Annotated in this window: 26 protein-coding genes, 1 tRNA gene and 1 pseudogene; 18 read left to right on the forward strand and 10 right to left on the reverse strand. The window is 61.6% G+C overall.

Annotated elements, in window-relative coordinates; translation table 11 throughout:
• Positions 1–60: 60 nt before the first annotated feature.
• From prfB to D3242_RS23950, 6 genes and pseudogenes are all read left to right on the forward strand, one after another.
• Positions 61–1,192 (forward strand): peptide chain release factor 2 gene (gene prfB / locus D3242_RS23925; RefSeq protein ID WP_120145525.1). Its coding sequence is split into 2 segments (ribosomal slippage): positions 61–126 and positions 128–1,192, totalling 1,131 coding nucleotides; the frame shifts between segments, so codons are not numbered across the junction.
• Between the two features lie 306 nt (positions 1,193–1,498).
• Positions 1,499–1,876, forward strand: coding sequence for a hypothetical protein (locus D3242_RS23930; protein ID WP_032921071.1), 378 nt, complete (start codon positions 1,499–1,501; stop codon positions 1,874–1,876).
• 108 nt (positions 1,877–1,984) lie between these two features.
• Complete coding sequence (locus tag D3242_RS23935; RefSeq protein WP_032933394.1) at positions 1,985–2,353, forward strand: GFA family protein; 369 nt, start codon at positions 1,985–1,987, stop codon at positions 2,351–2,353.
• A 127-nt stretch (positions 2,354–2,480) separates the two neighbouring features.
• A complete protein-coding gene (locus D3242_RS23940; protein WP_010909222.1) occupies positions 2,481–3,131 on the forward strand; it encodes a YiaD family glycine zipper/OmpA-like lipoprotein in 651 nt (216 codons plus the stop codon).
• 245 nt (positions 3,132–3,376) lie between these two features.
• A complete protein-coding gene (locus D3242_RS23945) occupies positions 3,377–3,985 on the forward strand; it encodes a hypothetical protein (RefSeq protein ID WP_027046797.1) in 609 nt (202 codons plus the stop codon).
• A 16-nt stretch (positions 3,986–4,001) separates the two neighbouring features.
• Positions 4,002–4,157, forward strand: a pseudogene (locus tag D3242_RS23950) (OmpA family protein); the annotation flags it as partial.
• Between the two features lie 60 nt (positions 4,158–4,217).
• Here D3242_RS23950 and D3242_RS23955 read toward each other — a convergent pair.
• Together D3242_RS23955 and D3242_RS23960 are read right to left on the reverse strand one after the other, a co-directional pair.
• Positions 4,218–5,345, reverse strand: coding sequence for a DegT/DnrJ/EryC1/StrS family aminotransferase (locus D3242_RS23955; RefSeq protein WP_019857920.1), 1,128 nt, complete (start codon positions 5,343–5,345; stop codon positions 4,218–4,220).
• Complete coding sequence (locus D3242_RS23960) at positions 5,342–7,012, reverse strand: B12-binding domain-containing radical SAM protein (protein WP_081296005.1); 1,671 nt, start codon at positions 7,010–7,012, stop codon at positions 5,342–5,344. The genes D3242_RS23955 and D3242_RS23960 overlap by 4 nt, the downstream gene beginning before the upstream one ends.
• 111 nt (positions 7,013–7,123) lie before the next feature.
• Here D3242_RS23960 and D3242_RS23965 point away from each other — a divergent pair, with 111 nt between their 5' ends.
• The 5 genes from D3242_RS23965 (at position 7,124) to D3242_RS23985 (ending at position 11,058) form a co-directional block, all read left to right on the forward strand.
• The gene (locus D3242_RS23965; protein WP_196774183.1) at positions 7,124–7,756 is read left to right on the forward strand and encodes a class I SAM-dependent methyltransferase; all 633 of its coding nucleotides are present in this window, start codon (positions 7,124–7,126) and stop codon (positions 7,754–7,756) included.
• A 63-nt stretch (positions 7,757–7,819) separates the two neighbouring features.
• A complete protein-coding gene (locus tag D3242_RS23970) occupies positions 7,820–8,488 on the forward strand; it encodes an acetyltransferase (protein ID WP_064982849.1) in 669 nt (222 codons plus the stop codon).
• A complete protein-coding gene (locus D3242_RS23975) occupies positions 8,488–9,438 on the forward strand; it encodes a glycoside hydrolase family 32 protein (protein WP_147377477.1) in 951 nt (316 codons plus the stop codon). The genes D3242_RS23970 and D3242_RS23975 overlap by 1 nt, the downstream gene beginning before the upstream one ends.
• Before the next feature lie 10 nt (positions 9,439–9,448).
• The gene (locus D3242_RS23980; RefSeq protein ID WP_064982850.1) at positions 9,449–10,387 is read left to right on the forward strand and encodes a hypothetical protein; all 939 of its coding nucleotides are present in this window, start codon (positions 9,449–9,451) and stop codon (positions 10,385–10,387) included.
• A complete protein-coding gene (locus D3242_RS23985; RefSeq protein WP_081296007.1) occupies positions 10,387–11,058 on the forward strand; it encodes a WbqC family protein in 672 nt (223 codons plus the stop codon). Before D3242_RS23980 ends, D3242_RS23985 begins: the two co-directional genes overlap by 1 nt.
• A 42-nt stretch (positions 11,059–11,100) precedes the next feature.
• On the opposite strand, the gene D3242_RS23990 is transcribed toward D3242_RS23985, so the two are convergent.
• Together D3242_RS23990 and D3242_RS23995 are read right to left on the reverse strand one after the other, a co-directional pair.
• Positions 11,101–12,693 carry a DEAD/DEAH box helicase gene (locus tag D3242_RS23990; protein WP_038646580.1) on the reverse strand — a complete coding sequence of 531 codons (1,593 nt, stop codon included), beginning with the start codon at positions 12,691–12,693 and terminating at the stop codon, positions 11,101–11,103.
• Positions 12,694–12,885: 192 nt separating this feature from the next.
• The gene (locus tag D3242_RS23995; RefSeq protein WP_038646582.1) at positions 12,886–13,659 is read right to left on the reverse strand and encodes an NAD kinase; all 774 of its coding nucleotides are present in this window, start codon (positions 13,657–13,659) and stop codon (positions 12,886–12,888) included.
• Positions 13,660–13,873: 214 nt separating this feature from the next.
• Here D3242_RS23995 and D3242_RS24000 point away from each other — a divergent pair, with 214 nt between their 5' ends.
• The 5 genes from D3242_RS24000 (at position 13,874) to D3242_RS24020 (ending at position 19,063) form a co-directional block, all read left to right on the forward strand.
• Entirely contained in the window at positions 13,874–14,176 is a 303-nt protein-coding gene (locus D3242_RS24000) for a hypothetical protein (RefSeq protein ID WP_019857929.1), read from the forward strand.
• Between the two features lie 237 nt (positions 14,177–14,413).
• Positions 14,414–15,385, forward strand: coding sequence for an NAD-dependent epimerase/dehydratase family protein (locus tag D3242_RS24005; RefSeq protein ID WP_064982852.1), 972 nt, complete (start codon positions 14,414–14,416; stop codon positions 15,383–15,385).
• A 332-nt stretch (positions 15,386–15,717) separates the two neighbouring features.
• Positions 15,718–16,752 (forward strand): extracellular solute-binding protein, encoded by a 1,035-nt coding sequence (locus D3242_RS24010; RefSeq protein ID WP_064982853.1) that lies wholly within the window; start codon positions 15,718–15,720, stop codon positions 16,750–16,752.
• Positions 16,753–16,845: 93 nt separating this feature from the next.
• Positions 16,846–18,273: an amidase gene (locus tag D3242_RS24015; protein WP_064982855.1), complete on the forward strand. Its 1,428-nt coding sequence runs from the start codon at positions 16,846–16,848 to the stop codon at positions 18,271–18,273.
• 64 nt (positions 18,274–18,337) lie between these two features.
• Positions 18,338–19,063 (forward strand): TetR/AcrR family transcriptional regulator, encoded by a 726-nt coding sequence (locus D3242_RS24020; protein WP_244839557.1) that lies wholly within the window; start codon positions 18,338–18,340, stop codon positions 19,061–19,063.
• A gap of 6 nt (positions 19,064–19,069) precedes the next feature.
• On the opposite strand, the gene D3242_RS24025 is transcribed toward D3242_RS24020, so the two are convergent.
• From D3242_RS24025 to D3242_RS24045, 5 genes are read right to left on the reverse strand one after another with little or no spacing between them, the layout of a single operon-like run.
• A complete protein-coding gene (locus tag D3242_RS24025; protein ID WP_064982857.1) occupies positions 19,070–19,831 on the reverse strand; it encodes an MBL fold metallo-hydrolase in 762 nt (253 codons plus the stop codon).
• A 1-nt stretch (position 19,832) separates the two neighbouring features.
• Entirely contained in the window at positions 19,833–20,897 is a 1,065-nt protein-coding gene (locus D3242_RS24030) for an ABC transporter ATP-binding protein (RefSeq protein ID WP_064982859.1), read from the reverse strand.
• Positions 20,894–21,676, reverse strand: a complete 783-nt coding sequence (locus D3242_RS24035) for an ABC transporter permease (protein ID WP_064982861.1) — start codon at positions 21,674–21,676, stop codon at positions 20,894–20,896. Before D3242_RS24035 ends, D3242_RS24030 begins: the two co-directional genes overlap by 4 nt.
• 1 nt (position 21,677) lies before the next feature.
• Positions 21,678–22,544 (reverse strand): ABC transporter permease, encoded by an 867-nt coding sequence (locus D3242_RS24040; protein WP_064982863.1) that lies wholly within the window; start codon positions 22,542–22,544, stop codon positions 21,678–21,680.
• Positions 22,545–22,557: 13 nt separating this feature from the next.
• Positions 22,558–23,643, reverse strand: a complete 1,086-nt coding sequence (locus D3242_RS24045) for a polyamine ABC transporter substrate-binding protein (protein ID WP_064982865.1) — start codon at positions 23,641–23,643, stop codon at positions 22,558–22,560.
• Between the two features lie 91 nt (positions 23,644–23,734).
• Between D3242_RS24045 and D3242_RS24050 the strand changes: the two genes are divergently transcribed.
• Positions 23,735–24,349, forward strand: a complete 615-nt coding sequence (locus tag D3242_RS24050) for a TetR/AcrR family transcriptional regulator (protein WP_010909235.1) — start codon at positions 23,735–23,737, stop codon at positions 24,347–24,349.
• 40 nt (positions 24,350–24,389) lie between these two features.
• Here the strand turns inward: D3242_RS24050 and D3242_RS24055 are convergent.
• A tRNA-Thr gene (locus tag D3242_RS24055) sits at positions 24,390–24,465 on the reverse strand.
• Between the two features lie 156 nt (positions 24,466–24,621).
• Here D3242_RS24055 and D3242_RS24060 point away from each other — a divergent pair.
• On the forward strand, positions 24,622–24,789 hold the full coding sequence (locus tag D3242_RS24060; protein ID WP_019857938.1) for a hypothetical protein: 168 nt from the start codon (positions 24,622–24,624) through the stop codon (positions 24,787–24,789).
• Positions 24,790–24,885: the final 96 nt, after the last annotated feature.

The raw sequence follows: 24,885 nt of genomic DNA on the forward strand, positions 1-24,885 counted from the left end.
CGTCCCTATGTATCGCGCCGACCGAAGTGTCACTTCAGCAACAGGACAAAATACCAGGCCATGCGCGCGGAAACGCAGAATATTGTCGACGAGATCAGGCAGGCGATCACCCTGCTGAGGAGGCATCTTTGACTGGGACCAGGCCATAAAGCGGCTTGAATACCTCAATGTGCGGGCCGAGGACGCCAGCCTCTGGAACGAACCGCTGGAAGCGCAGAAGCTGATGCGCGAGCGCCAGGGCCTCGAGGAAGGCATTGCGGCGGTCAAGGGCCTGACCCAGGCGCTGGAAGACAATATCGCCCTGATCGAGCTCGGTGAGGAAGAGGGTGACGAAGGCGTCATCGCCGAGGCCGAAGCGGCGATCCGTTCGATGCAGGGCGAGGCCAAGGCCCGCCAGGTCGAAACGCTGCTGTCGGGTGAAGCCGACGCCAACGACACCTATCTCGAAATCCATGCTGGCGCCGGCGGCACTGAAAGCCAGGACTGGGCCTCGATGCTCTTGCGCATGTACACGCGCTGGGCCGAACGCCGCCGCTTCAAGGTCGAGGTGCTGGAAGTGCATGACGGCGAAGAGGCCGGCATCAAGTCCGCCACATTGCTGATCAAGGGCCACAATGCCTATGGCTGGATGAAGACCGAATCCGGTGTCCATCGCCTGGTGCGCATTTCGCCCTATGACAGCAATGCGCGCCGGCATACCTCCTTCGCCAGCGTCTGGGTTTATCCCGTTATCGACGACACGATCGAGATCGATGTTTCCGAATCCGACGTACGCATCGACACCTATCGCTCGTCGGGTTCCGGCGGCCAGCACGTCAACACCACCGATTCGGCCGTGCGCATCACCCATATCGCCACCGGCATCGCGGTCGCCTGCCAAGCCGAGCGTTCGCAGCACAAGAACAAGGCGAAGGCCTGGGAGATGCTGCGCTCGCGCCTCTACGAGGAAGAGCTGAAGAAGCGTGAGGCCATCGCCAACGCCACCGAAGCCTCGAAGAGCGACATCGGCTGGGGCCACCAGATCCGTTCCTACGTGCTGCAGCCCTACCAGCTGGTCAAGGATCTGCGCACCGGCGTCGAAAGCACCAGCCCGTCGAGCGTGCTCGATGGCGACCTCGACGATTTCATGGAAGCCTCGCTGTCGCAACGCATCGAAGGCGGCGCAGGCGAGGCCGTGGCGGATCTGGACTAGCACGGTCCGCCACTAGACCATAGCACCCGCTCGCACTTTCTTGGGGACCAAGCGGTCCATTGCTCACGGCAACCTGCCGTGGTCATGGAGGGCACGTTTGCGGCCTTGGGCGGCCAGCAACGGGCGCAGCCTCCACGCAGCAATTTCTTGCACCGACTCACATTTCGGCTCACCATTTGCGGCAGGAGGAGACAAAAGCATTTATGGCCGGTCGCGGCATATCTGCTGACGATTGGCCGCTGGGAAGACACGTTCCGGGAACGGGCAAGCGAAACGCTTGAAACCTCGTTTGAAAGGAGCGTTGCCATGTTTGCTGCCAGTTCCAGATCGGCGATCGCCGTTCCGTCGGTTGGCCAGCTTGTCCTTCCCCTTTGCGCGGCGTGTGTGATCGCGCTCCTGTCGGCGTCGGCCATGGCGCACGACGCCAAGCCGACCGCGGCCAAGCCGCAAGGCTGGAGTTATCCGTTCGCTTGCTGCGCGAATTACGACTGCCACGAGGTGTCGCAGACCTCGATCAGCGAGCGTCCGGAAGGCTATGTAATCAAGGACACCGGGGAGGTGCTGGCCTACAGCGACAGGCGCATCAAGAATTCGCCGGACGGCGAATACCATTGGTGCGCGCATGAGGCCGGGCTTGATGCCGGCAAGACGATCTGCCTGTTCGTGCCGCCATCGTCCTACTGAGTTCGCGGCCTGCTGTTCAGGGGTAGAGCCTGCTGACAGACAGTTGTCAGGATCGCTTCTTTATGGTGCCCTGCCGCATGGGCGGCGGACAATGGAGAGGTGATGTTGATGACCATCAAGGGAAGCTGTCACTGCAAGGCGACGACATTCGAGGTTTCAGAGGCACCGGAAACGGTGACGCAATGCACCTGCTCGTTCTGCTCGAAACGTGGCTCGCTCTGGGCCTATTATACCCCCTCGCAGTTCAAGCTCATCACGCCTCTGAAAAACGTCTCCTTCTATGAGTGGGGCTCGAAAACCGTGAAACATGGTTTTTGCGCCAACTGCGGCTGCGGCACGTTCACCGAGACGCCGGATTGGTCGACCGGCGAGCCGGATTTCGACAATCCGAAGATCAGCGTCAACTCGCGGCTGTTCGACGACTTCAATCTCGACAAGGTGGAAGTGGTGGTCATTGACGGCAAGAATCTCTGGTAACTGATCCCCGGAAAAGCCGTCGCGGGTGCTTTTCCCGTTCCGCTTTTCGCCGCAATTCATGGTACAAGTCGCGCGAAGGGCTGATTTGGCGCCGTCGAAAAAGGCGCGACTTGGAGAGGGACCATCTATGAAGAAGACCGTGCTCGTCGCCGTGGCGACGGCCTTGCTCGTGAGCGCCTGCACCACCACGGATCCGTATACGGGCGACCAGAAGATTTCCAACACGGCCGCAGGTGCTGGTCTCGGTGCCCTGGCAGGTGCCAGCCTCGGTCTGCTTGCCGGCGGCAATGACCGCCGCAACGCGCTGATCGGCGCTGGCATCGGTGCGCTGGCCGGCGGCGCCATCGGCGCCACCATGGATCAGAACGAAGCTGAACTGCGCCGGCAGCTCGAGGGTACCGGTGTCAGCGTCACTCGCAGTGGTGACCAGATCATCCTCAATATGCCGTCGGACATCACCTTCAATGTCGATCAGGATGCGGTGAAGCCAGGCTTCTATCCGGTGCTGAACTCGGTTGCGCTGGTGCTGAAGAAATTCAAGCAGACCACGGTCGATGTTTTCGGTCATACCGATTCGACCGGCGGCGACCAGCACAATTTCGATCTGTCGCAGCGCCGCGCACTGGCGGTTGCCAACTATCTGTCCGGTCAGGGCGTCGATCAGCGCCGCTTCGCCGTCACCGGCTTCGGCAAGACGCGGCCGATCGCATCCAACGCGACGGCCGCCGGCCGCGAGCAGAACCGTCGCGTCGAGATCCAATTGTCGCCGCTCACCTGACGATCTGTACCGCAACGAATGTGAAAACGGCCCCAATGCGGGGCCGTTTTTGTTTGAGCGGCCATCGCACCCTGCAGCTGTCGCGCTTAAGAATTAGCAACAGCTAAATAACTGCTTTCCTACAGTCACGGAAAGGAATAGCATCATCGCTGTTCCAGAGGGGATGAGGCGGTACAACTGGCCGCGTAACAAGCATTTTCCCGCCTCGGTCTTGCACGGCCAGATGAAATGTCTGGGAGGAATGCATGACAAGAACAACCTGCCTCGGGCGCTGCGGCGTCCTCGCTTTGACCAGTATTGCGGGTCTGTGGTTGGGGCTCGCCACGGCTCAGGCCGAGGACGCCAACAAGGCCGACATCGAAGCCTTGAAGAAATCATTGGCCAAGTATGAAGACTATACCGCAGCTGTCCGCGACCTCTATCTGTCGACGGTCGGCTGCGTCTTCTACAGTGGGGAAAAGATACCGGGCTCGATGGATTACCCGAAAGGCGCCATGGGCGTCCATTTCGTCAACGTCCCAAGCGTCGGCCAGAAGCTCGACCCGATGAAGCCCAACGTGCTGATCTACGAGCCGACCAAGAAAGGCCTGAAGTTGGTCGGCGTGGAGTGGCTGGTGCCGTTGACACCGAACGTCAAGGAAGTCCCCACACTGTTTGGCCAGAAATTCATGGGTCCGATGGAAGGACACTATCCGCTCATCCCGAGGGAGTTCGTCCACTACGATCTTCACGCCTGGCTGTTCAGGGACAATCCGAACGGCATGTTCAGTCCGACGAACCCGAACGTGAAATGCAGCAAGGCCGATTTTCCGATGCTGGAGAAGCCGACCAAGATGATGCCTGGGCCGATGTAGCGGCCGGCCAAGCCAATACATGTCGGCGCTGAATTCCGTTGCGTCGGTCCTGAAGAAGTTCCGCCGGACGACCGTCGACGTGTTCGGCCATGCCGATTCGAACAACAGCGACCAGCACAATTTCGATCTGTCGCAGCGCCATGCGCTGGCGGTCGCCAACTATCTGTCCGGCCACAAAACGGCCCCTCGCGTGGGGCCGTTTTTGTGTTGTGAGCCCACTTAAGATATTGCGTCAGCCCGCTGTCATCGCGTCGGTGAGAATGGAGCAGATACGCGAGATTGCTTCATCCGAAAGATCTGTCCAGCAAGGCAGGCCCAGTTGAGTCGCAACAAGCGTCTCGGTGACCGGCAGCGGTACTTTGGGAAAATGTTCGAAGGCTGTGTGCCGATGCAGGCCGCCGCCCCACCATCGACGGACACCAATTCGGGCTTGCGTCAGCACATTGAGTGCCGTTTCCATCGAATCCGACGGCAGGCCAACGGTAACGGTGGAGGATATCCAGCGTTCGCCAAATCCATCCTGCACGTTCACCCCGGAAGTCGAAGCAAGCGAGCGGCAATAGCCTCTGGCAACACGCTGGTAGGCGGCACGTGTAAGTGTCCAACCGTCCAGTGCGGCGAGGCCGACGGCCGCGCCATACTCACTGAGCTTGCCATTCAACGCCGGCGATGCCGCCTCGCGCGAATTTGCAAAACCAAAATTGGCCTTCTTCACAATTTCGTCGATCAGAGCACCGTCGTCGGACGCAATGAAGCAGCCTTCGCCAACGCCGAGTGCCTTGGTGGCATGCAGGCTGACGACTGCCGGAACCCGCGATGGCGTCAGCGAGTCGAAGGCCGCGGCCGCGTCAATTGCCACGGCAAGACCGGTATCGCTCTTGAACCGGTCCCAGTTCGCGGCATCCATCGGGCCGCCGAACGGCATAACCGGCATGACGGCACCGACCTTGCCAGGAGCCTGCCTGAGGAGTTGTATCGCCGCCTCTGGCAACAATTGCTGGGTGTCGAGGTCGACGTCGACAAGCCAGGGAACGAGCCCTGCGAGGACCGCCGCGTGCGCGCTGGCGGCGAAGGTCCAGGACGGCATCATGCAGAGACTGCCCTTTGCCGGTTTCTGCGCCATCAGCGCCAGGGCCAACCCCAGCGTTGCGTTTGCCAGGCACACGACATGACCCACGGCGATGCGAGCCCTGAGACCTTCCTGGAAGCGCTGATTCAGCGGACCGTTGTTGCTGTACCAGCGGTTCGCGTCGATCTCGCGCAGATAGGGCAGAATGTCGTCCGCTGTTGGCAGGCGCGGGCGCGCGACCGGGACATCAGGCGTCGGATCGGGATCGGCATCCCATAATTTGCTTGTCATGAAGCTTTACGGCCGTCGGCAATCCTGAGGTATAAATCTTCATTGGCCGGCAATGGCCGCAAGGTTTCGGGCCGGCTGCTGCCGATCTGGAACCGGGTTGAGTTTTGCGAGACGGTATAGAAATGCCAATGATCGGCGCATAGAAATACGAAGCTGGCAAAGGATATAGCTTCCTGGCCACAGAGGCGACGGTTACGGCGCCAGTGCCTCACATACGCGCTGCCAAGCGACATCGCCTCTCGCTTGGCAATGATGGTTCGAGCAAGGCGTGCAGCCATCAGAGCCGCACCGGCCAACTCAGCGAGCCGGCTAAGGCTGGAATGTTTTCTTCCAGCCAGGGCCGCCTGGGACGCCCGGCTGCGGCGGAACCCTGGCGACCCCACGTAGCCATTCACCAGGCGATCGAAATAGGCATCCGGCTGGTACAGGCGCCGCACCAGCCTGTCGTAGCCGGCCTTGAGGACTTCGCGCGTCATGTTCTTGGGATGAAAGCTGACATGTGGGTCGCTGAGATCCAGCCGACCTTCGGTCTTCAGCCGATCGTAAAGTGGCGTCGTTGGAATTGGACACAGGACGGCCACCGACACCAGCGCGATGCCGCTTTGCTGAATGAATTCAAACTGCTCGTCGAAGATCGCTTCGTCGTCGGCGTCGAACCCGACGATGAAGCCGGCGTGGATCACCAGCCCCTTGTCGCGGATGCGCTGCAGCTTCTCAAGCATGGAGTCGCCGCGAACGTTTTGAACCTTCCTGGTTTCGGCCAATGACGAGGCGCGAGGCGATTCGATTCCGACAAAGACCTGGCGGAAATTGGCCATCCGCATCAGGTCGAGCATTTCCTCATCGTCGCCCAGATTGATGCTGGCCTCGGTGGAGAAGATCAATGGATAGTTGTTGGCCCGCTGCCAATCGATCAGCACGCGCAGCAACTCCTTGGCCTTGGCCTTGTTGCCGATAAAATTGTCGTCGACCAGGAAGCAGGTGCTGAATCCGGCTTTCACGATCGCCTCGAATTCGAGGACCATCTGCGCGGGTAACTTGAGACGCGGGCGGCGACCGAAAATGGTGATGATGTCGCAGAATTCGCACATGAATGGACATCCGCGCGAAAACTGCAGCGATGCTACCATATAGCGTCCGGGTTTCAGCAGGTCATATCGCGGCGTCGGCACGGTCTCCATGTTGGTTTTGGCGTCTTGCTCGTAACGCCGTTGCACCACCCCGTCTTGCGCGAAAGCCGTAAGGAATCGCGGCCATGTCTCCTCGGCTTCGCCGATGAAACGCACGTCGCAGCGATCGACGAACTCCGATTCAGCCACTGAAACGTAGGGGCCACCGACCACCGCGGTGACCGGAAGATCACGCAGCCTATCCAGGATCTCGAACATGCGGTCGCGCTGCACGATCATGCCGGTCACGCCAACGATGTCGAAGTCGCCAAGCTGCTCGAAATCGATGTCCTCGACGTTCTCGTCGACCAGCACGACATCGCAATGCTCCGGAGCAAGGGCCGCCAGCGCCGGCAACGAGCCCGTCACGATCCAACTGCGCTTGCTGCCTGGTAAAATGGAAAGGACTTCATCACGGGTCCAGATGGAAGGGTGGAAGCGCGGATTGATGAGACAAACGCGAAGCCGGCGCGGCGAAGGGATGTGCGAACTGTGCATCGTGTTGGGCCGATCTGACCAGAGGTACTGGGGCGCATCGTTTCATGTCGTTGATGGCGTGATATACAGGGCCATGTCGAACGTATAGGGCAATTCCATGAGATATTACAATTGACTGACATAGATCCGTACAGCGCGCTTGTTGCGCATTATGAGGCGTGTTTTGCGCGACACGGAGACACATTTAAAGGAGTCGACTGGCCCGATGCCGAAGGGGCAGCGACGCGTTATCGCGTGATGGCAGAGGTGATGCGTGAGCGCGGCTCAGTCGACCTGCTCGACTTCGGCTGCGGCGCTGGTCATTTCCTCGACTATCTGCGCCAGACTGATCGCAAGGTGCGCTACCGGGGGCTCGATCTGTCGGCGCGGTTTGTTGACCTGTGCCGGCGCAAGTATCCCGGCGTGGCGTTTGACTGCCTGGACGTGATGCAGGACGGGGCAGCTGTGCCCGAGGCCGACTACATCGTCATGAACGGTGTCTTCACCGAGCGCTGCGGCATCGCCTACGAGACGATGTTCGGTGCAATGACTGGATTGCTGGCAAAAATGTTCCCGTATGCACGCAAGGGAATGGCCTTCAACTTGATGTCCAAACACGTCGACTGGGAGCGAGAGGATCTCTTTCACGTGCCCTATGACCAGATCAGCCGCTTTGTCGTCGGTCAATTGTCGCGCCATCACGTCATTCGCGCCGACTACGGGCTCTACGAATACACTGTTTACGTCTACAAGGCTGCCGCATAGCCGGACAATCCACGGTGATGACGAGCAGACCAGGGATGCAAGGCAAGGGCGCACGGGGGCGGCATGGCGGATGTGGTCATTTTCGGGGCAGGGCAGCTCGCCGAAGTTGCCAAGGCCTATCTCGACAGATTCGGCGAGGATCGTGTCGTTGGGTTCACTGTCGACGAAGCCTTCCTCACGCAACCCGAGTTCAAGGGCCTTCCCGTGGTCGCCTGGGAAAGGCTTGAGGAGCGCTTCCCGCCTGATGCCGTCAAGCTGCTCGGTCCGCTCAGCTACCAGAATCTCAACGAGTTCCGCAGGAATAGGCACGCGGAGGGCAGGGAGCGTGGATACGGCTTTGCGCGCTTTATCCATCCCTCGACCCACAATATGGCGGAGACGGTTGGCGACAACTGCTTCATTCTGGAAAACTGCACGCTGCAGCCGTTTGTTCGCCTCGGCGAGGGCATCATCATGTGGAGCGGCAGCCATGTGGGTCATCACTCCATCCTCGAGGACTTCTGCTTCGTGTCGTCGCAGGTGGGCTTGGCGAGCGGCGTCCGTATCGGTACGTGCAGCCTGATCGGCGGCCAGGTCGGCGTCGACAACGGCATCACGATCGGCGCGGGAAGCTACATTGAGTCTCGTTGCATGATCCGGCGCGATGTGCCGCCCAACAGTGTGGTTCGTCATCCCTCGGATCTGCCGAAGCCCTATTCCAGCGCCCGCATCAAGTCGATGAAGTTCCGCTGATGCCCGACCATCAGAGGAAATGGACCCGGCGGGGATTGCTGGTGTCGGTAAAGGCGGGAGGGTGGTGGGCCAGTCACGCACAGTCCCCAACGGTTCTCGCCCTTTCGCCTCGGCTTTGGCGTATCTATTTCGCAGGACGCAACAGGGACAACCTGTCATCCATTCTGGCCGTCGACGTCGACCCGCAAGACGGCATGCGTGTGTTGGACGAGCATCTCGATCCACTCCTGGAGTGGGGCCCGCCAGGGAGCTTCGATAGCACCGGGCTGGGGCCGTCTTGTGCGCTGACAATCGGTGGGCGCGTGCACCTCTATTATTCGGGTGTTTATCCACGCAACGATGTCAGCTTCCAGATCGCCATCGGGCTCGCCATCAGCGATGACGGGCTGAGTTTCAAGAAGGCATTCGCCGGTCCGGTCCGGGGCATTGGTCCGGCAGATCCGTATTTCGTGTCGACGCCCTTCGTCGGAAAGACCAAGTACGGCTATCGCATGTGGTATGTGAGCGGCACCGGCTGGGCGCAGGTAAACGGCGTTTGGGAGCCTGAATATGTCCTGCGCAGCTGTGATTCATTAGACGCCATCGTGTGGGAAGCGGAATCGATCGCCGTCTCCGCTGACGACCTTGGTGACGGTATCAGTCAGACGCGCCCCTGGATCACGAATGAGGCTGGCGGCATGCGCCTGTGGTACAGCCGGCGCGGGCGGGACTTTCGCGCTGGCGGCAAAGAAGCTTACCGACTGTTTTCTCGTCGCATGGACACCCGGAACGGAACCGTCGGTGGAGCCGAGCCTGTGATTTTCAGCAATCCGCCGGCCGCCGGCGAATTCGACAGCTCGATGCAGGCCTATTGCTGCATCATGCAGCGCCCCTCCGGCGACGTGATGTTCTACAATGGCAACGGGTTTGGCGAGGCCGGCATCGGCTGGGCAACTCGCGATTTGACTTGAGCAGGCTCGAATGACTTTCGAATTTCGCATCCCGATCCTGCCCGAACAGGAGTTTTTTTCAAACGTCAAACTGGCTGCTTTGTCGCTGGCCAGTCTCGGCGGCACCTATGCCACCGCCCCCATTTTGGTCTCCGTGGGGGGGCATGCCGACTTCGGCGAAATCAGTGCCGTCAATCGATGGTCATCGGCCTACCCGGTGACGTGGCGTCCCGTGCCTCACGCTGTCAGCGATCGGGGCTTTTCCTCGGGCTTCGACCGCTATGCCGAACCGCCAAGCGGCGATGTCATCATCCTTGTCGATGCCGATGCCTGCCTGATGCGGCCTATCGACGGCCTTCTGCAAAGCATGCGCGACGCCGACCGTCCTGCTGTGGCCGGGCTGCCGGCGCATTTCTCGCCATTCTCGAGAAATGGCGCCGAAAATGACGCCGCGTGGCGCCGACTTCTTGGGGCATTCGGCTTCGGCGACACGCCCCTGAACTTCCGATATTCCCAGTCGCCTGATGAAGCGTTCGGTGGCTGCCCGCCGTATTTCAACTATGGTTTCGTCGCCTTCAACAAGATGGCATTCACCGCTATTCAACCATTGATCCGCCCACTGACGGCGCGCGTGTTGGACTATTTGAAGGATACGCCCTCCATTTTCTTTTCTGCCCAGATCGCGCTGTCATTGGCGATCCTGACGGTTGGAGCCGATCCTTTGCCGCTTGGGCCGGAGTACAACTGCCCGAACTCGGACGAGATGCTGGCTCACGGGCTGCACGACGCGGCTGATATCAGGGTGCTGCATTATCTTCGCCGCGAGCAGTTCGACCGTCACAGCTTCCTGCGCAAGCGCGATGAATTCGACGCTTTCTGCAACAGGTCATTCGCATCTCCGGTTCTGCAAGCCTTCCAGCAGCACGTTCGAAGTCTGCCTCGCCTCTTCTATGGCGAAGGGGGAACATAGTGACGGGCAAGCTCACCATTGCCGTCATGCAGCCATACTTCTTCCCCTATGCGGGTTATTTCCGCCTGATGGCCGCGAGCGACATCTTCGTTGTTTTCGACGATGTTCAGTTCGCGCGCCGGGGAAGGGTGCACCGCTGCGAAATGACGCCGGGACACTGGCTGACATTGCCGGTTGCGCCGATGCCTTTCGACGCGCTGATAAAGGACCTGCGCTGGGCGAACGATGCCCGAACCACCTTGGACAAGCGGCTGGCTGTCTTCGGCCTGCCAGGCCAAGCGCGGACGACAGCGGCAGAGCAGATCAACGGCCACCTGACCGGGGCCCTTGGCGACGTGACAGATTTTCTCGAGGAGGGCCTTCGGCTAACGGCCGATGCGCTTCAGCTCAGACCGGATGTCGTACGCAGCTCCCGCCTCGGCATCGATCCTGCCTTGCGTGCACAAGCCCGCGTGATCGCCATCGTTCAGGCACTTGGCGGCCAGCGCTACATCAATGCTCCAGGCGGACGTAGCCTTTATTCACGCGATGCCTTTCAGCAGGCAGGTATAGATCTTCGATTTCTCGTGCCCTATGCAGGAAGGTTCCCGCACATCTTGCCTGCCTTGTTAGGCAACGGCCTTGCCGATCTTCGCGATGATATCCGAAAGACGTGCCAATTGGCCAATTGATCGTTTGCCGATCACTTGGCGGCTATTTCAAGCTTGGCCCAGTCAGACCTTGGCGACGATGCGCATGAAGGCCGGCATGTCGTCGCCGAAGCCAACGGTGGTGTCGTTGTCTTCCTGGTGGCGATGGCGGGCAGGACGACTGTTGTCTCGCTGCGGCCTGGTGTCACCGCGTTCCGGTGCCCGCTGTTCGTTGCGATCGGAGGATTTGCGTTCGGTGTTTTCCGAACGGATCGCCTCCTTGCGTGCGCGCCGCTCGCCGATATCGGCGACGGCCGTCGCAGCCACATCGGGCTGTTCTTGCTGTGCGACCACGGTCGAGGCGTCTTCCCCGGTGTGTCTGGCACGGCGTTCGCCGCCCTTCTTGCGCTCGCCTCTGTCCTTGCGATCGTCGTCCTTGCGGCCGGCGCGACGCGGCGCGCCTTTGCCACGGCGCGGAGCATCGTCCTCACCGCCTTCGCTGGCCACGACCGTCGACAGGTCACCGTCATGCCATTCGATCTTGTTGCCGATCAGCCGTTCGATGGCGTCGATGTATTTGGTGTCGGACTTCGTCGCGATGGTGAAGGACTTGCCGGAGCGACCGGCACGGCCGGTACGGCCGATGCGGTGGACATAGTCCTCGGCATGGATCGGCACATCGTAGTTGAAGACATGGCTGACATCGGGGATGTCGAGGCCGCGCGCGGCGACGTCCGATGCCACGAGGTAGCGCAGCTTGCCATCACGGAAATTGGCCAACATCTGCATGCGGGCGCGCTGGTCCATGTCGCCATGCAGGGCGCCGGCATCGAAATCATGCTTCAGCAGCGAGCGGAACAGCTCCGACACTTCGACCTTGCGGTTGCAGAAGATGATGGCGTTCTTCAACTCAGCGTCTTCGGCCTTGATGAGGTTGCGCAACGTCTCGCGCTTGTCCCAAGGCTTCGATCCTGATTTGACCAGCCGCTGGATGATGTTGGTGGCGGCCGACGCGGCCTTCGAAACTTCGACGCGCACCGGCGCGTGCAGAAACTTTTCGGTCAGCTTGGTGATTTCCGGCGGCATGGTCGCCGAGAAGAACAGCGTCTGCCGGGTGAACGGGATCATCTCGCAAATGCGCTCGATATCGGGAATGAAGCCCATGTCGAGCATCCGGTCGGCCTCGTCGATGACGAGGATCTCGACGCCGTTGAGCAGAAGCTTGCCGCGCTCGCGATGGTCGAGCAGGCGGCCAGGCGTCGCGATCAGCACGTCGGCGCCGCGCTCCAGCTTCTTGTCCTGCTCGTCGAACGACACGCCGCCGATCAGAAGCGCGATGTTGAGCTTGTGGTTCTTGCCGTATTTGACGAAGTTTTCCTCGACCTGCGCGGCAAGCTCGCGCGTCGGTTCGAGAATCAGCGTGCGCGGCATGCGGGCGCGGGCGCGGCCCTTTTCCAGCCGGGTCAGCATCGGCAGCACGAAGGAGGCTGTCTTGCCGGTGCCGGTCTGGGCTATGCCCAGCACGTCCTTGCCGAGCAAGGCGTGCGGGATGGCACCGGCCTGGATCGGTGTCGGCTGCGTGTAGCCGGCATCGGTAACTGCGGAAAGCACCTTCGGCGACAGGCCGAGGTCTGAAAAGGTCAACGCTTCTTGAGCGATCGTGGTGTCTGAGGACAAGTGTTGTTGTCTTTGGCTGGTTCGGGGAGGCGCAACGTTATTCGTCGCGGCAAGCGCCACGCGCTTGCAAGATTGGCATTGCGATTAGGCGCAAGTCCGCGATTTGTCAACAGAAACGGGCGGGATTGGCGCGATTGTGAAGCTGTAACCTTAATCGCGATGCTTAATCCGGCCGCTTGTCTCTGTGTCGGCTCAGTAACGGAACTGCTCAGCAAGGATGCGCTCGTTCCAGGAGTGATTGGGGTCGAACAGCAAGGTTGCCGTCGCCGCCGGCGACTCCCGCACCGTTACCGAGGTCACCGCCTTGACCTCCGTATGGTCCGCCGCGGCGTTTACCGGCCGCTTTTCCGGCTCCAGAATATCGAAGCGCACGGTCGCCTTGTTGGAGAGCAATGCGCCACGCCAGCGGCGCGGGCGAAACGGGCTGACCGGCGTCAGTGCCAGGAGCGGCGCGTCGAGCGGCAGAATCGGGCCATGCGCTGAAAGATTGTAGGCGGTGGATCCGGCCGGTGTCGCGATCATGACGCCATCGCAGCTGAGTTCCTCGAGCCGTATCTGGTCATCGACGCTGATGCGGATCTTGGCCGTCTGGTAGGATTGCCGCCACAGCGCAACCTCGTTGATCGCCAGCGCCGAGACGGTTTCGCCTTCCGAGGTGACGGCCAGCATTTCCAGCGGCCGGATGGTTTCGGCGACCGCGGCCGCGATACGCTCGGTGAGCCCTCCGGAACGGTACTCATTCATCAGGAACCCGATGGTGCCACGGTTCATGCCGTAGACCTTCTTTCCCGTTCCCATCGTGTCGCGCAAGGTCTGCAGCAGGAAGCCGTCGCCGCCCAGGGCCACCACAACCGCGGCCTCGGCGACCGAACACTGGCCATAGCGCGCCGACAGACTTTCCAGCGCCGCCTTGGCGTCTGCTGTGTCGGACGAGACGAAGGCGATGCTGTTGGCGGCTGTGCTCATGGCTCCCCGATCGCGACCGATTGGCGGCGGCAGTCTGGCCGCATCCGCGCCGGGGTAGCACGGGGTGGGCAGGTCTGCAAAGAGAGCCGTTGTGCCGGCACGCTAGGCATGCCGCGCGGGCATCGGCCGAACCTGCGGATCGCGCTTCATGACAGGGCACGAGCGAATGTGATGGTTAAGGCGGGGCTTAAAGTCTCGTAAAGGCGGAACGATCATGTTAGCCGGCATGAATGGCGTGGGGGCGCCCGCAGCACCGCTGTATCCTTTGGGATGCCAAAAGGACGTTGCGGCAGTTTTGTTTTGTGCGCATGCCTCCTCCGGGGACACGCACCAGCCAGACGAGGCCGACATATTGCCGGTAGCACGCCTGATCATCGTCTTTGTCATGCTGGGTAGCTTCGCCCTGGTCTTCGCCGAGCTTGTGCGCCAGTCGGAAAATATGAGCATGAGACCGCTGCCGACAGCGTCGCGCTGCGGCGATGCCGCCGGAATGCCTTGCCCGCAACGGGCACTGTAGGTCGCCGGAATACGCCATTCGTCTGTAGATACCGCCGACGCTCGGCCGATCCCGAGCGACAGTTTCATGCTTGGGCGACCGGAGCCCTGGCTGGCGCAAGTTTGATCGTTGCAATTGCGGCATCGACGAAAGCACTGGTAGAAGGCGTGTCCTATCCGGATAGGATCCTGTTCCCGTCGTTTTGGGAAACAAGCGTTGCGGCGCGTTGACCGGCCGTGTTTCTGAAGGGGAGCGCGCATGCCGCACAGCGTGTTGGTTTCTGGTGGCTGCGGCTTTCTCGGCTCCCATCTTGTCGATCGTCTGCTGCTGCGTGAGGATCTGGAAACGCTGGTCATCGTCGACAATCTGTGGACCGGATCGCGCGACAACATTGCCCATGTCTCGGACCCGCGGCTCAGCTTGCGGATTGCCGATGCCGAAAGCTTCACGACCAGCCAGCATTTCGATGAGATCATCCATCTGGCGTCACCGGCTTCGCCCGTATGGTACATGCGCGAGCCGGCGCGCACGATCAAAGCCAATATAGGCGGCGCGCTCAATCTTCTGTCGCTGCTCAGGCCCGGCGGTCGCTTCTGCTTCGCCTCGACCTCGGAAGTCTATGGCGATCCCCTGATGTCGCCGCAACCGGAGAGCTACCGGGGATCCGTGGACTGCACCGGGCCACGGGCCTCCTATGACGAGAGCAAGCGCTGCACCGAGGCGCTGCTTTTCGAAGAGCAACGCGTCAGCGGGCTCGATGTGCGCGTCGTCAGGCTGTTCAACACCTATGGGCCGCGAACGCGCATCGATGACGGCCGCGCCGTTTCGAATTTTGTCTGCCAAGCCCTGACCACGGGAATCCTGACCGTCCATGGCGACGGCTCCCAATCGCGCAGTTGGGGGTATGTGGACGATATCGTCGATGGCCTGGAACGTTTCTTTTGGCGCGACAGCATCGCATACCGAGGACCCCTGAACATCGGCAACAATCGCGAGGTTTCGGTTCTCGGTATCGCGAAATTCGTCTGCTCGCTTGTTCCTGGCAGCCGCATCGAACACCGTGCGCCAATTCCGCAGGATCCGACAAACCGCTGCCCGGACTTGACCCTGGTAAGGCAGGTTCTTCCCGGATGGGAGGCGACGACCGGCTATCAGGAAGGGATCCGGCGCACCTTCGAGTGGTACCGGCGACGGATTGTGACTGAGGACAGATCGGCGGCAAACGCCTGAAATGCCGAAATTCTGGGCGGTCATACCGAGCGCGAAAGAGATACCCGTGCCGCCTGCCATTCCGGTCTCAGCTTGCTGCGTTGTCCAGGACAACTGGGCCAGCCGCGGCAATGTCCGCGAAAAGATATTGACTGTATAGTTAGTTATAAATAATCGTAACGCAGACGACCAAGTCGGCCAGCTGGCATTCCGCCGGTGAATGGCCGCGAAAAGGGGAATATTTTGACAGCCAGCCGGCCCGCCTTGGGCCGAAGGGCACAGCCAGGCTTGTTCATCAGCAGGAGACGGACCGAGGCGGCGACGCGGCCGGTCCCAACAATGGGAGCACTAGCATGAACTGGAAACTGACCGCGGCGGCCGTCGGGCTGTCGCTGCTCGCCGCAACCGGTGTTGCCCGCGCCGATGGCGAACTCAACATCTACAATTGGGGCAACTACACCAGCCCTGACCTCATCAAGAAGTTCGAGGAGACCTACAAGGTCAAGGTCACCGTCACCGACTATGATTCCAACGACACCGCATTGGCCAAGGTTCGCCAGGGTGCGTCCGGCTATGACATCGTCGTGCCGTCGGCCAGCGTCGTGCCGGTCTGGATCAGCGAAGGCCTGCTCCTGGAGACCGAACCCAACAAGATGGAGAATTTCAAGAATGTCGATCCGCGATGGGTCGACGTTCCCTTCGATCCGGGCCGCAAATACACTGTTACGTGGCAGTGGGGCACGACAGGCATTTCGGTGAACAAGTCGGTGTATTCCGGCGACCCGAACACCTCGGCGATTTTCCTCGACCCGCCGCCGGAGCTTGTCGGCAAGATCAATGTCGTGCCCGAAATGGGGGACATCATGTTCCTCGCCATCGCCTATGAGGGCGGCAAATATTGCACCAACGATATGCAGGTACTGAAGAAGGTGCACGACAAGCTGGTCGAGGCCAAGGCGAAATGGCTCTCGCTCGACTACGCGGCCGTCGACGGCCTGGGCAGGGGCGACATTGCCGCCGGCGTCAACTGGAACGGCATTTCGCTGCGCCAGCGGCTGCAGAACGACAAGATCGTCTACGGCTATCCCAAGGAAGGTTTTCCGATCTGGATGGACAATGTCGCCGTGCTCAAGGACGCCAAGAATGTCGAGAACGCCAAGCTGTTCCAGAATTTCATCATGGATCCGAAGAATGCCGCGATGATCTCGGCTTTCGCCCGCTACGCCAACGGCATCAAGGGGTCCGAGGCTTTCATGCCGGACGACATGAAGACGGCGCCGGAAGTGGACGTTCCGGCTGAATTTGCCGCCAAGGGCCAGTTCATGCCGGCCTGTCCATCGGATGTGCAGGCGCTCTATACGAAGATCTGGACCGACCTCCAGAAATAGCGTCGCCGGACCAACCCACCACAGTCATCGGGCCGCAGCGCGGTCCGGCACCCTCCATGCCAGGTGCGGTCTCGCGATCGCAGGAGATTTCCGATGTCCGATCTCGACCTCTGCTACATGCCGGCCCATGAGGCGCTGCGGCTGTTCAAGGCGAAGAAACTCTCGCCCGTCGAATTGATGCAGGCCACGATTCGCCGCGCCGAAGCCACCAGATCGGCGATCAACTGCTTCACCTTCACGCATTTCGAAGAGGCGATGAAGCTGGCCGCCAGGGTCGAGGCGAAATACGCCAGGGGCGCCAGGACCGGCGCGCTGGAAGGCCTGCCGATCGGCATCAAGGATGAGAGCTACATCAAGGGCAAGCCGACCTCGCACGGCTCGCTGCTGTCCAGGGATGCCGTGGGCGGCCACACCTCGACAATGAACGAGCGCATCATGAAGGCCGGCGGCATCGTGCATGCCCGCACGGCGACGCCGGAATTCAGCTGCGCGGGCTACACCTGGTCGAAGCGGTGGGGCGTCACCCGCAATCCATGGAATCGCGATTTTACGCCGGGCGGTTCGTCGGGTGGTGCTGCGGCAACGCTCGCTTCGGGAACATCATCGATCGCCACCGGTTCGGATATTGCCGGATCGATCCGCATTCCGGCCTCGGCCTGCGGTCTCGTCGGCTACAAGCCGCCTTACGGCCGCAATCCCGACGAGCCGCCCTTCAACCTCGATTTCTACTGCCACACCGGGCCGCTGGCGCGAAACGTCAGGGATGCCATCCTGCTGCAGAACGTCATGGCGGGACCGAGCCCGCTCGACATCGCCACGCTGCGTCCCAAGCTGCGCCTGCCCCTCGACTACAAGCCGATCAAAGGCTGGAAGATTGCCTTTTCGATGGATCTCGGCTCCTTCGAGGTCGACCCCGACGTGCGCACGAACACGCTCGCCGCCTGCGATGTGTTCCGCTCGCTCGGCGCCACGGTCGAGGAAGTCGATCTTGGCTGGGACGGCGGGGTGCTCAAGGCTGGAATGGCCTATCTCGAGCACCTGTTCGGCGCGTCGCTGTCGCAACTGCTTGCGGAGCACGCCAGCGACATGACCAGCTATGCCCGGCGCTTTGCCGAGGACGGGCAAAAGTCCAAGGCCACCGACTTCGTCGCGACACTGGACGTGGCGGCGAGGATGTACCAGACGCTCGGCCCGCTGCTGGAGACCTATAATGTGCTGATCTGCCCGACAAACGCGCTGCCCGCGGTACCGGCGGAGTTCGACCAGACCAGGGACAGGGTGGAGATCAACGGCAGGGAGGTGAACCCTTCGCTGGGCTGGGTGATGACGACGCCGTTCAACATGCTGAGCCGTTGCCCGGTTCTCTCCATACCGTCGGGCCGCGCCGCCAGCGGCGTGCCGACAGGCATCCAGATCGTCGGCCGCACCTATAGCGACGCCGATGTCTTCCGGGCCGGACTGGCCTATGAAACGGCTCGGGGGCAATGGTATGGGAACACCGGGACACGCCCGTCGCTCTGAGCGATTTTCGGGATCAGCCGGCGTGGCACATGGCAAGGCAATCTGTGCGGCGGGATATTCCGCCGTGGGTCCGAAAGGCCTGACGAAAATGGCGCAACGCAAGGCAACCGCAAAGCCGGAGAAACGCAAGCTCGCGACGACCAAGGGCGCGGCAAACGATGCCGCGCCGCCCAAGGACCGCCGACGCGAGCGCGGCGAAGCCAGCGTACAGCGCATCATCGACGCCACGATCGAGCTGATCGCGGAGGAGGGCCTGGCAAGCCTCACCATGCAGCGTATCGCCGAACATGTCGGCTCGTCCAATGCGCTGGTCGTCTTTCATTTCCGCAGCAAGGAAAACCTTTTCCGCGCCGTGCTTCAGTATCTCAGCGATCAGTATGACGCGCTGTGGATCAGCCTGGTGCGGGCGCCCGGCCTGTCGCCGGTCGAACGGCTGCTGGGCGCCGTCGATTGTGCGCAGCGTTTCGCCCGGCAGCATCCCAAATGGGTGTCGGTCTTTGTCGTGTTCTCAAGCGACCGCAAGAGCATGCAGATCTACAACGAGATCGGCCTGCCGAGCGATCTCGCCTACACCGCCGAAGCGCGCGAACTGCTGATCGAGATTTCGCGCGGCGCAGGGTATACCGGTGTCGACATCAACACCTTGTCGGAGAGCCTGAATTATCTGGTTCACGGCGCATGGTACTGGGACCATCTGAACCCGTCGAGCCGCGACACCAATGTGCTGCGCAAGACCATGCTGCTCCTGCTGCATCAGGCATTTCCGCGGCATTTTGAATTGATGCCGTAGCTGTTCTCAGGGGCGCTGCCGCAGGTGGCAGCCGGCCTGGCGTTTCTGCGCCAGGTACTCGTCGATCAGCTGGCAGTAGCGCACCTTGCCGAAACTCGGGAAATGGCCGCCATGCACGACCGAGACGTCGAGATCGCGCATGGCGAGCAGTGTCTCGACATAGTCCGACATATCCGAATGGTAGACGTCGTCGATCAGCGGGCCGTCATAGATGATGTCGCCGGACAACAGCATGCCGGTCTTCTTCTCGTAGAGTGCGATGCCGCCGGGTGAATGGCCCGGTGTGTGGATCACCTCGAAGGCGCGGTCGCCGAGATCGATGACATCGCCATGGCCGAGCAGGCGGTCAGCCGGGGCGGGCACGATCCGGTAGCGGGACGACTCCCAGCCTTGCGGCAATCCGTCGAACATATCGTCGGTCGCATAGCGGTCAGCCACCGTCCACTCGTTGCGCGGATCGGCGAGGATTTTTGCTTCGGCTCGGTGCACGCAGCGGTCAGGAAATTCGTGATTGCAGCCAATATGGTCGAAATGCGTATGGCTGGCGACGCAGGTCAGCTTGCGTTCGGTGACCAGCGGCACATGTGTGCGCAGGCTGAAATGGCCGAGACCGGTGTCGAACAGAAGGTCTCGGTCGCGGCCGCGCACATGCCAGATGTTGCAGCGGAAGAACGGTTTTATCCACGGCTCATGGATCAGCGTGACGCCGTCGGCCATGCGGATGGTCTCGTACCAGCCTGGTGCACCGATGACCGGAAGAGATCCCATTTCAGTCCGCCAAGACGATGATCTGGTCGGTATCGCACGAAACGGCAACGGTGTCGCCGGGCTGGACGGTGGCTGATGCTGGCAGCTTGGCGATGAATTGCAGCGAGGCGTCTTCGACGGAGACGGCAAGCACGCGCTTGAAACTGCCCTGGAAGACCACATCGCTCACCTTTGCCATGCCGAGACTTGCGGTGCCGGCAGTCCCGCCGAGCATGAGATGCTCCGGCCGGATGGCCAATGCGACGGCCGAACCCACAGGCAAGGCGCCGCGCACCAAAACCGGGCCGGCCGGCGTCGTGACGGTGCTTGTCCTGTCCTTGGCTTCCGTGACTTTGCCGGCAAGGATCGTGCTTTCGCCCATGAAGGTCGCCGAAAAACGCGTCGCCGGCCTGGCATAGACGCGCTCGGGCGGCCCTTCGTCCTCGATGCGGCCGTCATTCATCACCACGCAATGGTCGGCCAGCGCCATCGCTTCTTCCTGATCGTGGGTGACGTGGACGAAGGCGGTGCCGACGCGCTTCTGGATCGCCTTCAGCTCGTCCTGCATCTGCCGGCGCAGTTTCAGATCAAGCGCGCCGAGCGGCTCGTCCAGCAGCAGCACCGCCGGCTCGATGACCAGCGCCCGCGCCAGCGCCACGCGCTGCCTTTGCCCGCCGGAGAGCTGGTGCGGCTTCTTGTCGAAGGCGGAGGCCAGCCCCACCAGCGCCAGCGCCTCGCGCGCCTTTGCGGCGCGTGTCGCGCCGTCGACGCCCTGCATGCGCAACCCGAAGCCGACATTGCCGCCGACGCTCATATGCGGAAACAGCGCATAGTCCTGGAACACGGTCGTCGTCGGGCGCCTGGCCGGCGGCACCGCGGTGCAGTCCTCGCCGCGGATGAACACCTTGCCTTCGCTGGGCGTGACGAAGCCGCCCAGGATGGACAACAGCGTCGTCTTGCCCGAGCCCGACGGCCCAAGCAGGATGGTGTAGCTGCCGGGCTCGATCCGCAGCGAGACATCTTTTAGCACGGCCAGCTGCCCGAAACGGTGCGAGACCGCGCGGATATCGACCAGAGGCGCGGTCATGTCTTTCTCCGGCGCAACAATGTCAGTTCGAACAGCACGACCAGCACGATGGAAACGGCGAAGACCAGCGAACCGACGGCGTTGGTCTTGGGATTGAGGCCCGAGCGCAGCAGGTTCCAGATCTCCACGGGCAGCGTGGTGTCGAAGCGGGTCAGCAGGAAGGAGATCACGAACTCGTCCCAGGAGAAGGTCATCGACAGGAAGAAGCCTGCGAAGATGGCGGGCGCCATCACCGGCACGGTGATCAAGAGCAGCACCTTCCATTCCGGCGCGCCAAGATCGCGCGCCGCGCGCTCGATGTTGATCTGGTGATCGCCCATCTGGCTGTAGATGATGGCAAAGCATAGCGGCAGGTTGATCACGACATGGCCGATGCCGGCGGCAAGCAGCGATTTCGGCAAGCCGGCCCAGTTGAACAGCACCAGCAGCCCCATGCCGATGATGAGATAGCTGACCGTCAGCGGCAGCGTGATCAGGCCGCGCAGCAGGCCGGAGCCCGGCAGCACGAAGCGCGCGAAACCCCAGGCGGAGAGAAAGCCGAGCGTGACGGCGGTGGCCGAGGAGATCGACGCCACCAGCAGAGAATTGACCAGCGCCGAGGTCAGCCTGACATCCGAGAGCACCGCCTCATACCAGCGCAGCGACGGGCCGGTGAAGGGAGGAATGGGGAAGGAGGTCGCTTGCAGCGAGAACAGCACCAGCACGACAACAGGCACGAAGATGAAGCCGTAGACGGCAAGCGCATAGAGCCAGGAAACAACGCGGACCACCTGGCGCATCTCAGGCCCGCTCGATCTTCAGCCAGCGGGCGCAGGCGAGGTAGGCGATGGTTACGACCGCCATCAGGATGATCGACAGCGCCGAGGCCAGCGGAAAATCGCCACGCCGGCCGATCTGCATCATCACCAGCTGCGGCATCAAAAGCTCGTTGTTGCCGCCCAGGATCTGCGGCGTGATGTAGTCGCCGATGCACAGCACGAAGGTGAGGAAGGCGCCGACCATGATGCCCGGCAAGGTCAGCGGCAGGATGACATGCAGGAAGGTGCGCACCGGCCCGGCGCCGAGATCGGCGGCCGCCTTGCGGTAGCTCGGACTGAGCTGCTTGAGGTTGGCGAAGATGGTCAGCGTCAGCAGCATGACGAAGAAGTGCACGAAGCCGGTGACGGTGGCCAGCCGCGTGTTGGCGAGCTGCAGCGGCTCGGTGATCAAGCCCGAACCGGTGAGCGCGCGGTTGATGACGCCGTTCTGCGCCAGCACCAGCAGCCAGGAATAGGAGCGCACGACATAGGACGTCCAGAACGGCAGCACGGCCAGCATCAGCGCCAGCCGTTGCCAGCGTTCCGGCACCTGTTCGGCGAGGATCAAGGCAAAGGGATAGGCGAGCAGCACAGAGAGCAAGGTGACGATCGCCGTCACCTCCAGCGAGTTCACCATCGCCTGCCAGTAGGATGGGTTGGTGAAGAACTGGCTGTAATTGGAAAGCGTGAAGCCGCCGCCTTCATGCGCCGTGAGGCTGGAAAACCCCATGGCGACGAAGGGCAACACGAAGAACAGCAGCGTCCAGCCGAGGGCAGGCGTAACCAGCGCCCAGGGAAGGGCGCGGCCCGTCCCGGGCAGGGCGCGCCCGCTGTTTCCGGTTGAGCTCACGAACGGTATCAGCTCATTTCGCCTGCAGCATTTCGGTCCACATATCCTGCATCTTCTTGTTGAGATCGCCGTTCGGTGCCGGATAGGCCTGGGCGCGGGCGAGGAAGCCCGGCTGCTCATCGAAGCGCAGGACCTTTTTCTGGTCGTCGGTCAGCGCCGCCTTGGTGTTCGCCGGCATGCCCCAATAGCAGGACGAGGTGGCAAGGCGCGCCTGGCCTTCGGGACTCATAATGTACTGGATGAATTTCAGCGCCATGTCCTTGTTCTTGGAATCCTTGAACATGGCCAGCGACTGCGACCACAGCACCGCACCCTCCTTGGGGATGGAGAAATCGAGCGCGGGGTTCTCCTTGGCCAACCCTGCCGTCACCCATTCGCCGCCGCCGACCAGTATGTCGACCTCGCCGGTGGCAAGCGCCGTCTGGCTGGCGGTGACCTCGCCGACCAGCTTGGCGTTGGCCTTCATCTTGAGAAGCTCTTCCTTGAGCGCGGGCAGGTCGGCTTCGGTGAGCTCGGCCGTCTTCTTGCCGATGGCCAGTGCCGCCATGCCGATGACCGGCAGGTAATAGTCGTAGATGGCGACCTTGCCCTTGTATTTGTCGCTGGTCAGCGATGCCAGGGACTGCATGTCCGCCGGGTCGACCTTGGTCTTGTTGAAGCCGATCGTGTTGTAGCCGAACTTTTCGGTGATGCCGTAGCGCTTGCCGCCGACCACGGTGGAGCCGTCCATCTTCACCTGCGGGAAGAGGTCGGCGAAGGGCAGCTTGTCCTCGGGCAGCGGCTCGAACAGGCCCTTTTCGACGCCGCGCGGCACGTCGATGCTATCGATCACCATCACGTCCCAGTCGCCGGGCTGCGACTGTTCGACGATGGCGAGACCAGCGCCGGTGCCTTCGAACTCCTTGACGTTGACCTTGACGTTGTTGGCCTCTTCGAAAGGCTGCAGCAGCGCCGGATCGGAATGGTCGCACCAGATCAGCGCGTTGAGATCGGCGGCCTGGGCGAGGCTGCCCACGCCAAGCAGCAGGGCCGTGGCGGCGCAGGCGGCGTGCAGATGCAGCTTCAGGATGGAAAGCGGATTCCCGGATTTGACGGACATCGAGTGTTCTCCCTTGCCTTTGTGGCTTCTTGCAAAAAATTGAACCAATTCTAAAATTGAGTCAATTCTGTTTTTGTGGCAAGAGGCTGCTATGAGCGGATTGCGGGCAAGGCAAAAGGCGGACCGACACAGGCGCATCATCGAGGCGGCGGCGGCACTTTTCCGCGAGGCCGGCTACGAGGGCGCCAAGATCGAGGCGATCGCCGCGCAGGCGGAAGTGTCGATCGGCACGATCTACAATTACTATGAGAACAAGGGCGACATCCTCGGCGCCATCGTTTCGCTTGAGGTCAACGAGGTGCTCAATGCCGGGCGCGGCGTCGTCGCCAGGCCGCCGGCCAATGTCGGCGATGCGCTGGACACGCTGATCGGCATCTATATCGAGCACTCGCTGCATTATCTCAGCAAGGAGATGTGGCGCCAGGCCATGGCGATCTCGACGCAACTACCCGACAGCCCGTTCGGCCAGGCCTACACCGCGCTCGACCGCTCGCTCACCGAACAGATCCGCGCACTGATCGCGCGGCTGCAGGAGATCGGCCTGGTGCGCCAGGACATAGACGGGGCAGCGCTCGGCGAACTGATCTTCAACAACATGAACATGATGTTCATCGAATTCGTGAAGCGCGACGAGGCCAGGATCCCGGAACTGCGCGCGGCGATACGAAGGCAGAACCGGATATTGGTGGCGGCGATAGGGGTGTGATTGGTAGCATCATACTGGCAACCAAACCGTCCGGCGAGACTGGTGCCCCCGGACGGGATCGAACCGCCGACCTTCGGTTTACAAAACCGCTGCTCTACCAGCTGAGCTACAAGGGCACGGCGCTCCGGTAGCATATTTCGTGCGCCAGTAAAGACAAAACTCCGTTTTCGGTTACCCCGGCGGTGGATGACGCCGTGGACGCCCATGCTGAAATTCGCGAGCGCGCTTCCTACATATCAAGAAGATGCAATCGCTTCGGACTGGAGTGTCGCATGATCAGGCTTGTCATCATTCTGCCCCTCGTCGTCATCGCCTGGATGCTGCTGGTGAAGCTCATCGGCGACATCAAGAAGGCCAATGTCGACTGGACCGGCGTGACCACGATCATCGGTTTTATCGCGCTGGCGTTCTGGCTTCGGCATGTCACGGGGATGGGGTGAACGAGGGAGTGAGTAGGGAATAGTCAGTAGGGAGTAGTCAACAGTGGGCCAAGCCCCTGCATACCCACTACTCACTCTTCCCCCACCCGCCAAGAT

Source organism: Mesorhizobium jarvisii (assembly GCF_003601985.1).
Classification (GTDB): domain Bacteria; phylum Pseudomonadota; class Alphaproteobacteria; order Rhizobiales; family Rhizobiaceae; genus Mesorhizobium; species Mesorhizobium jarvisii.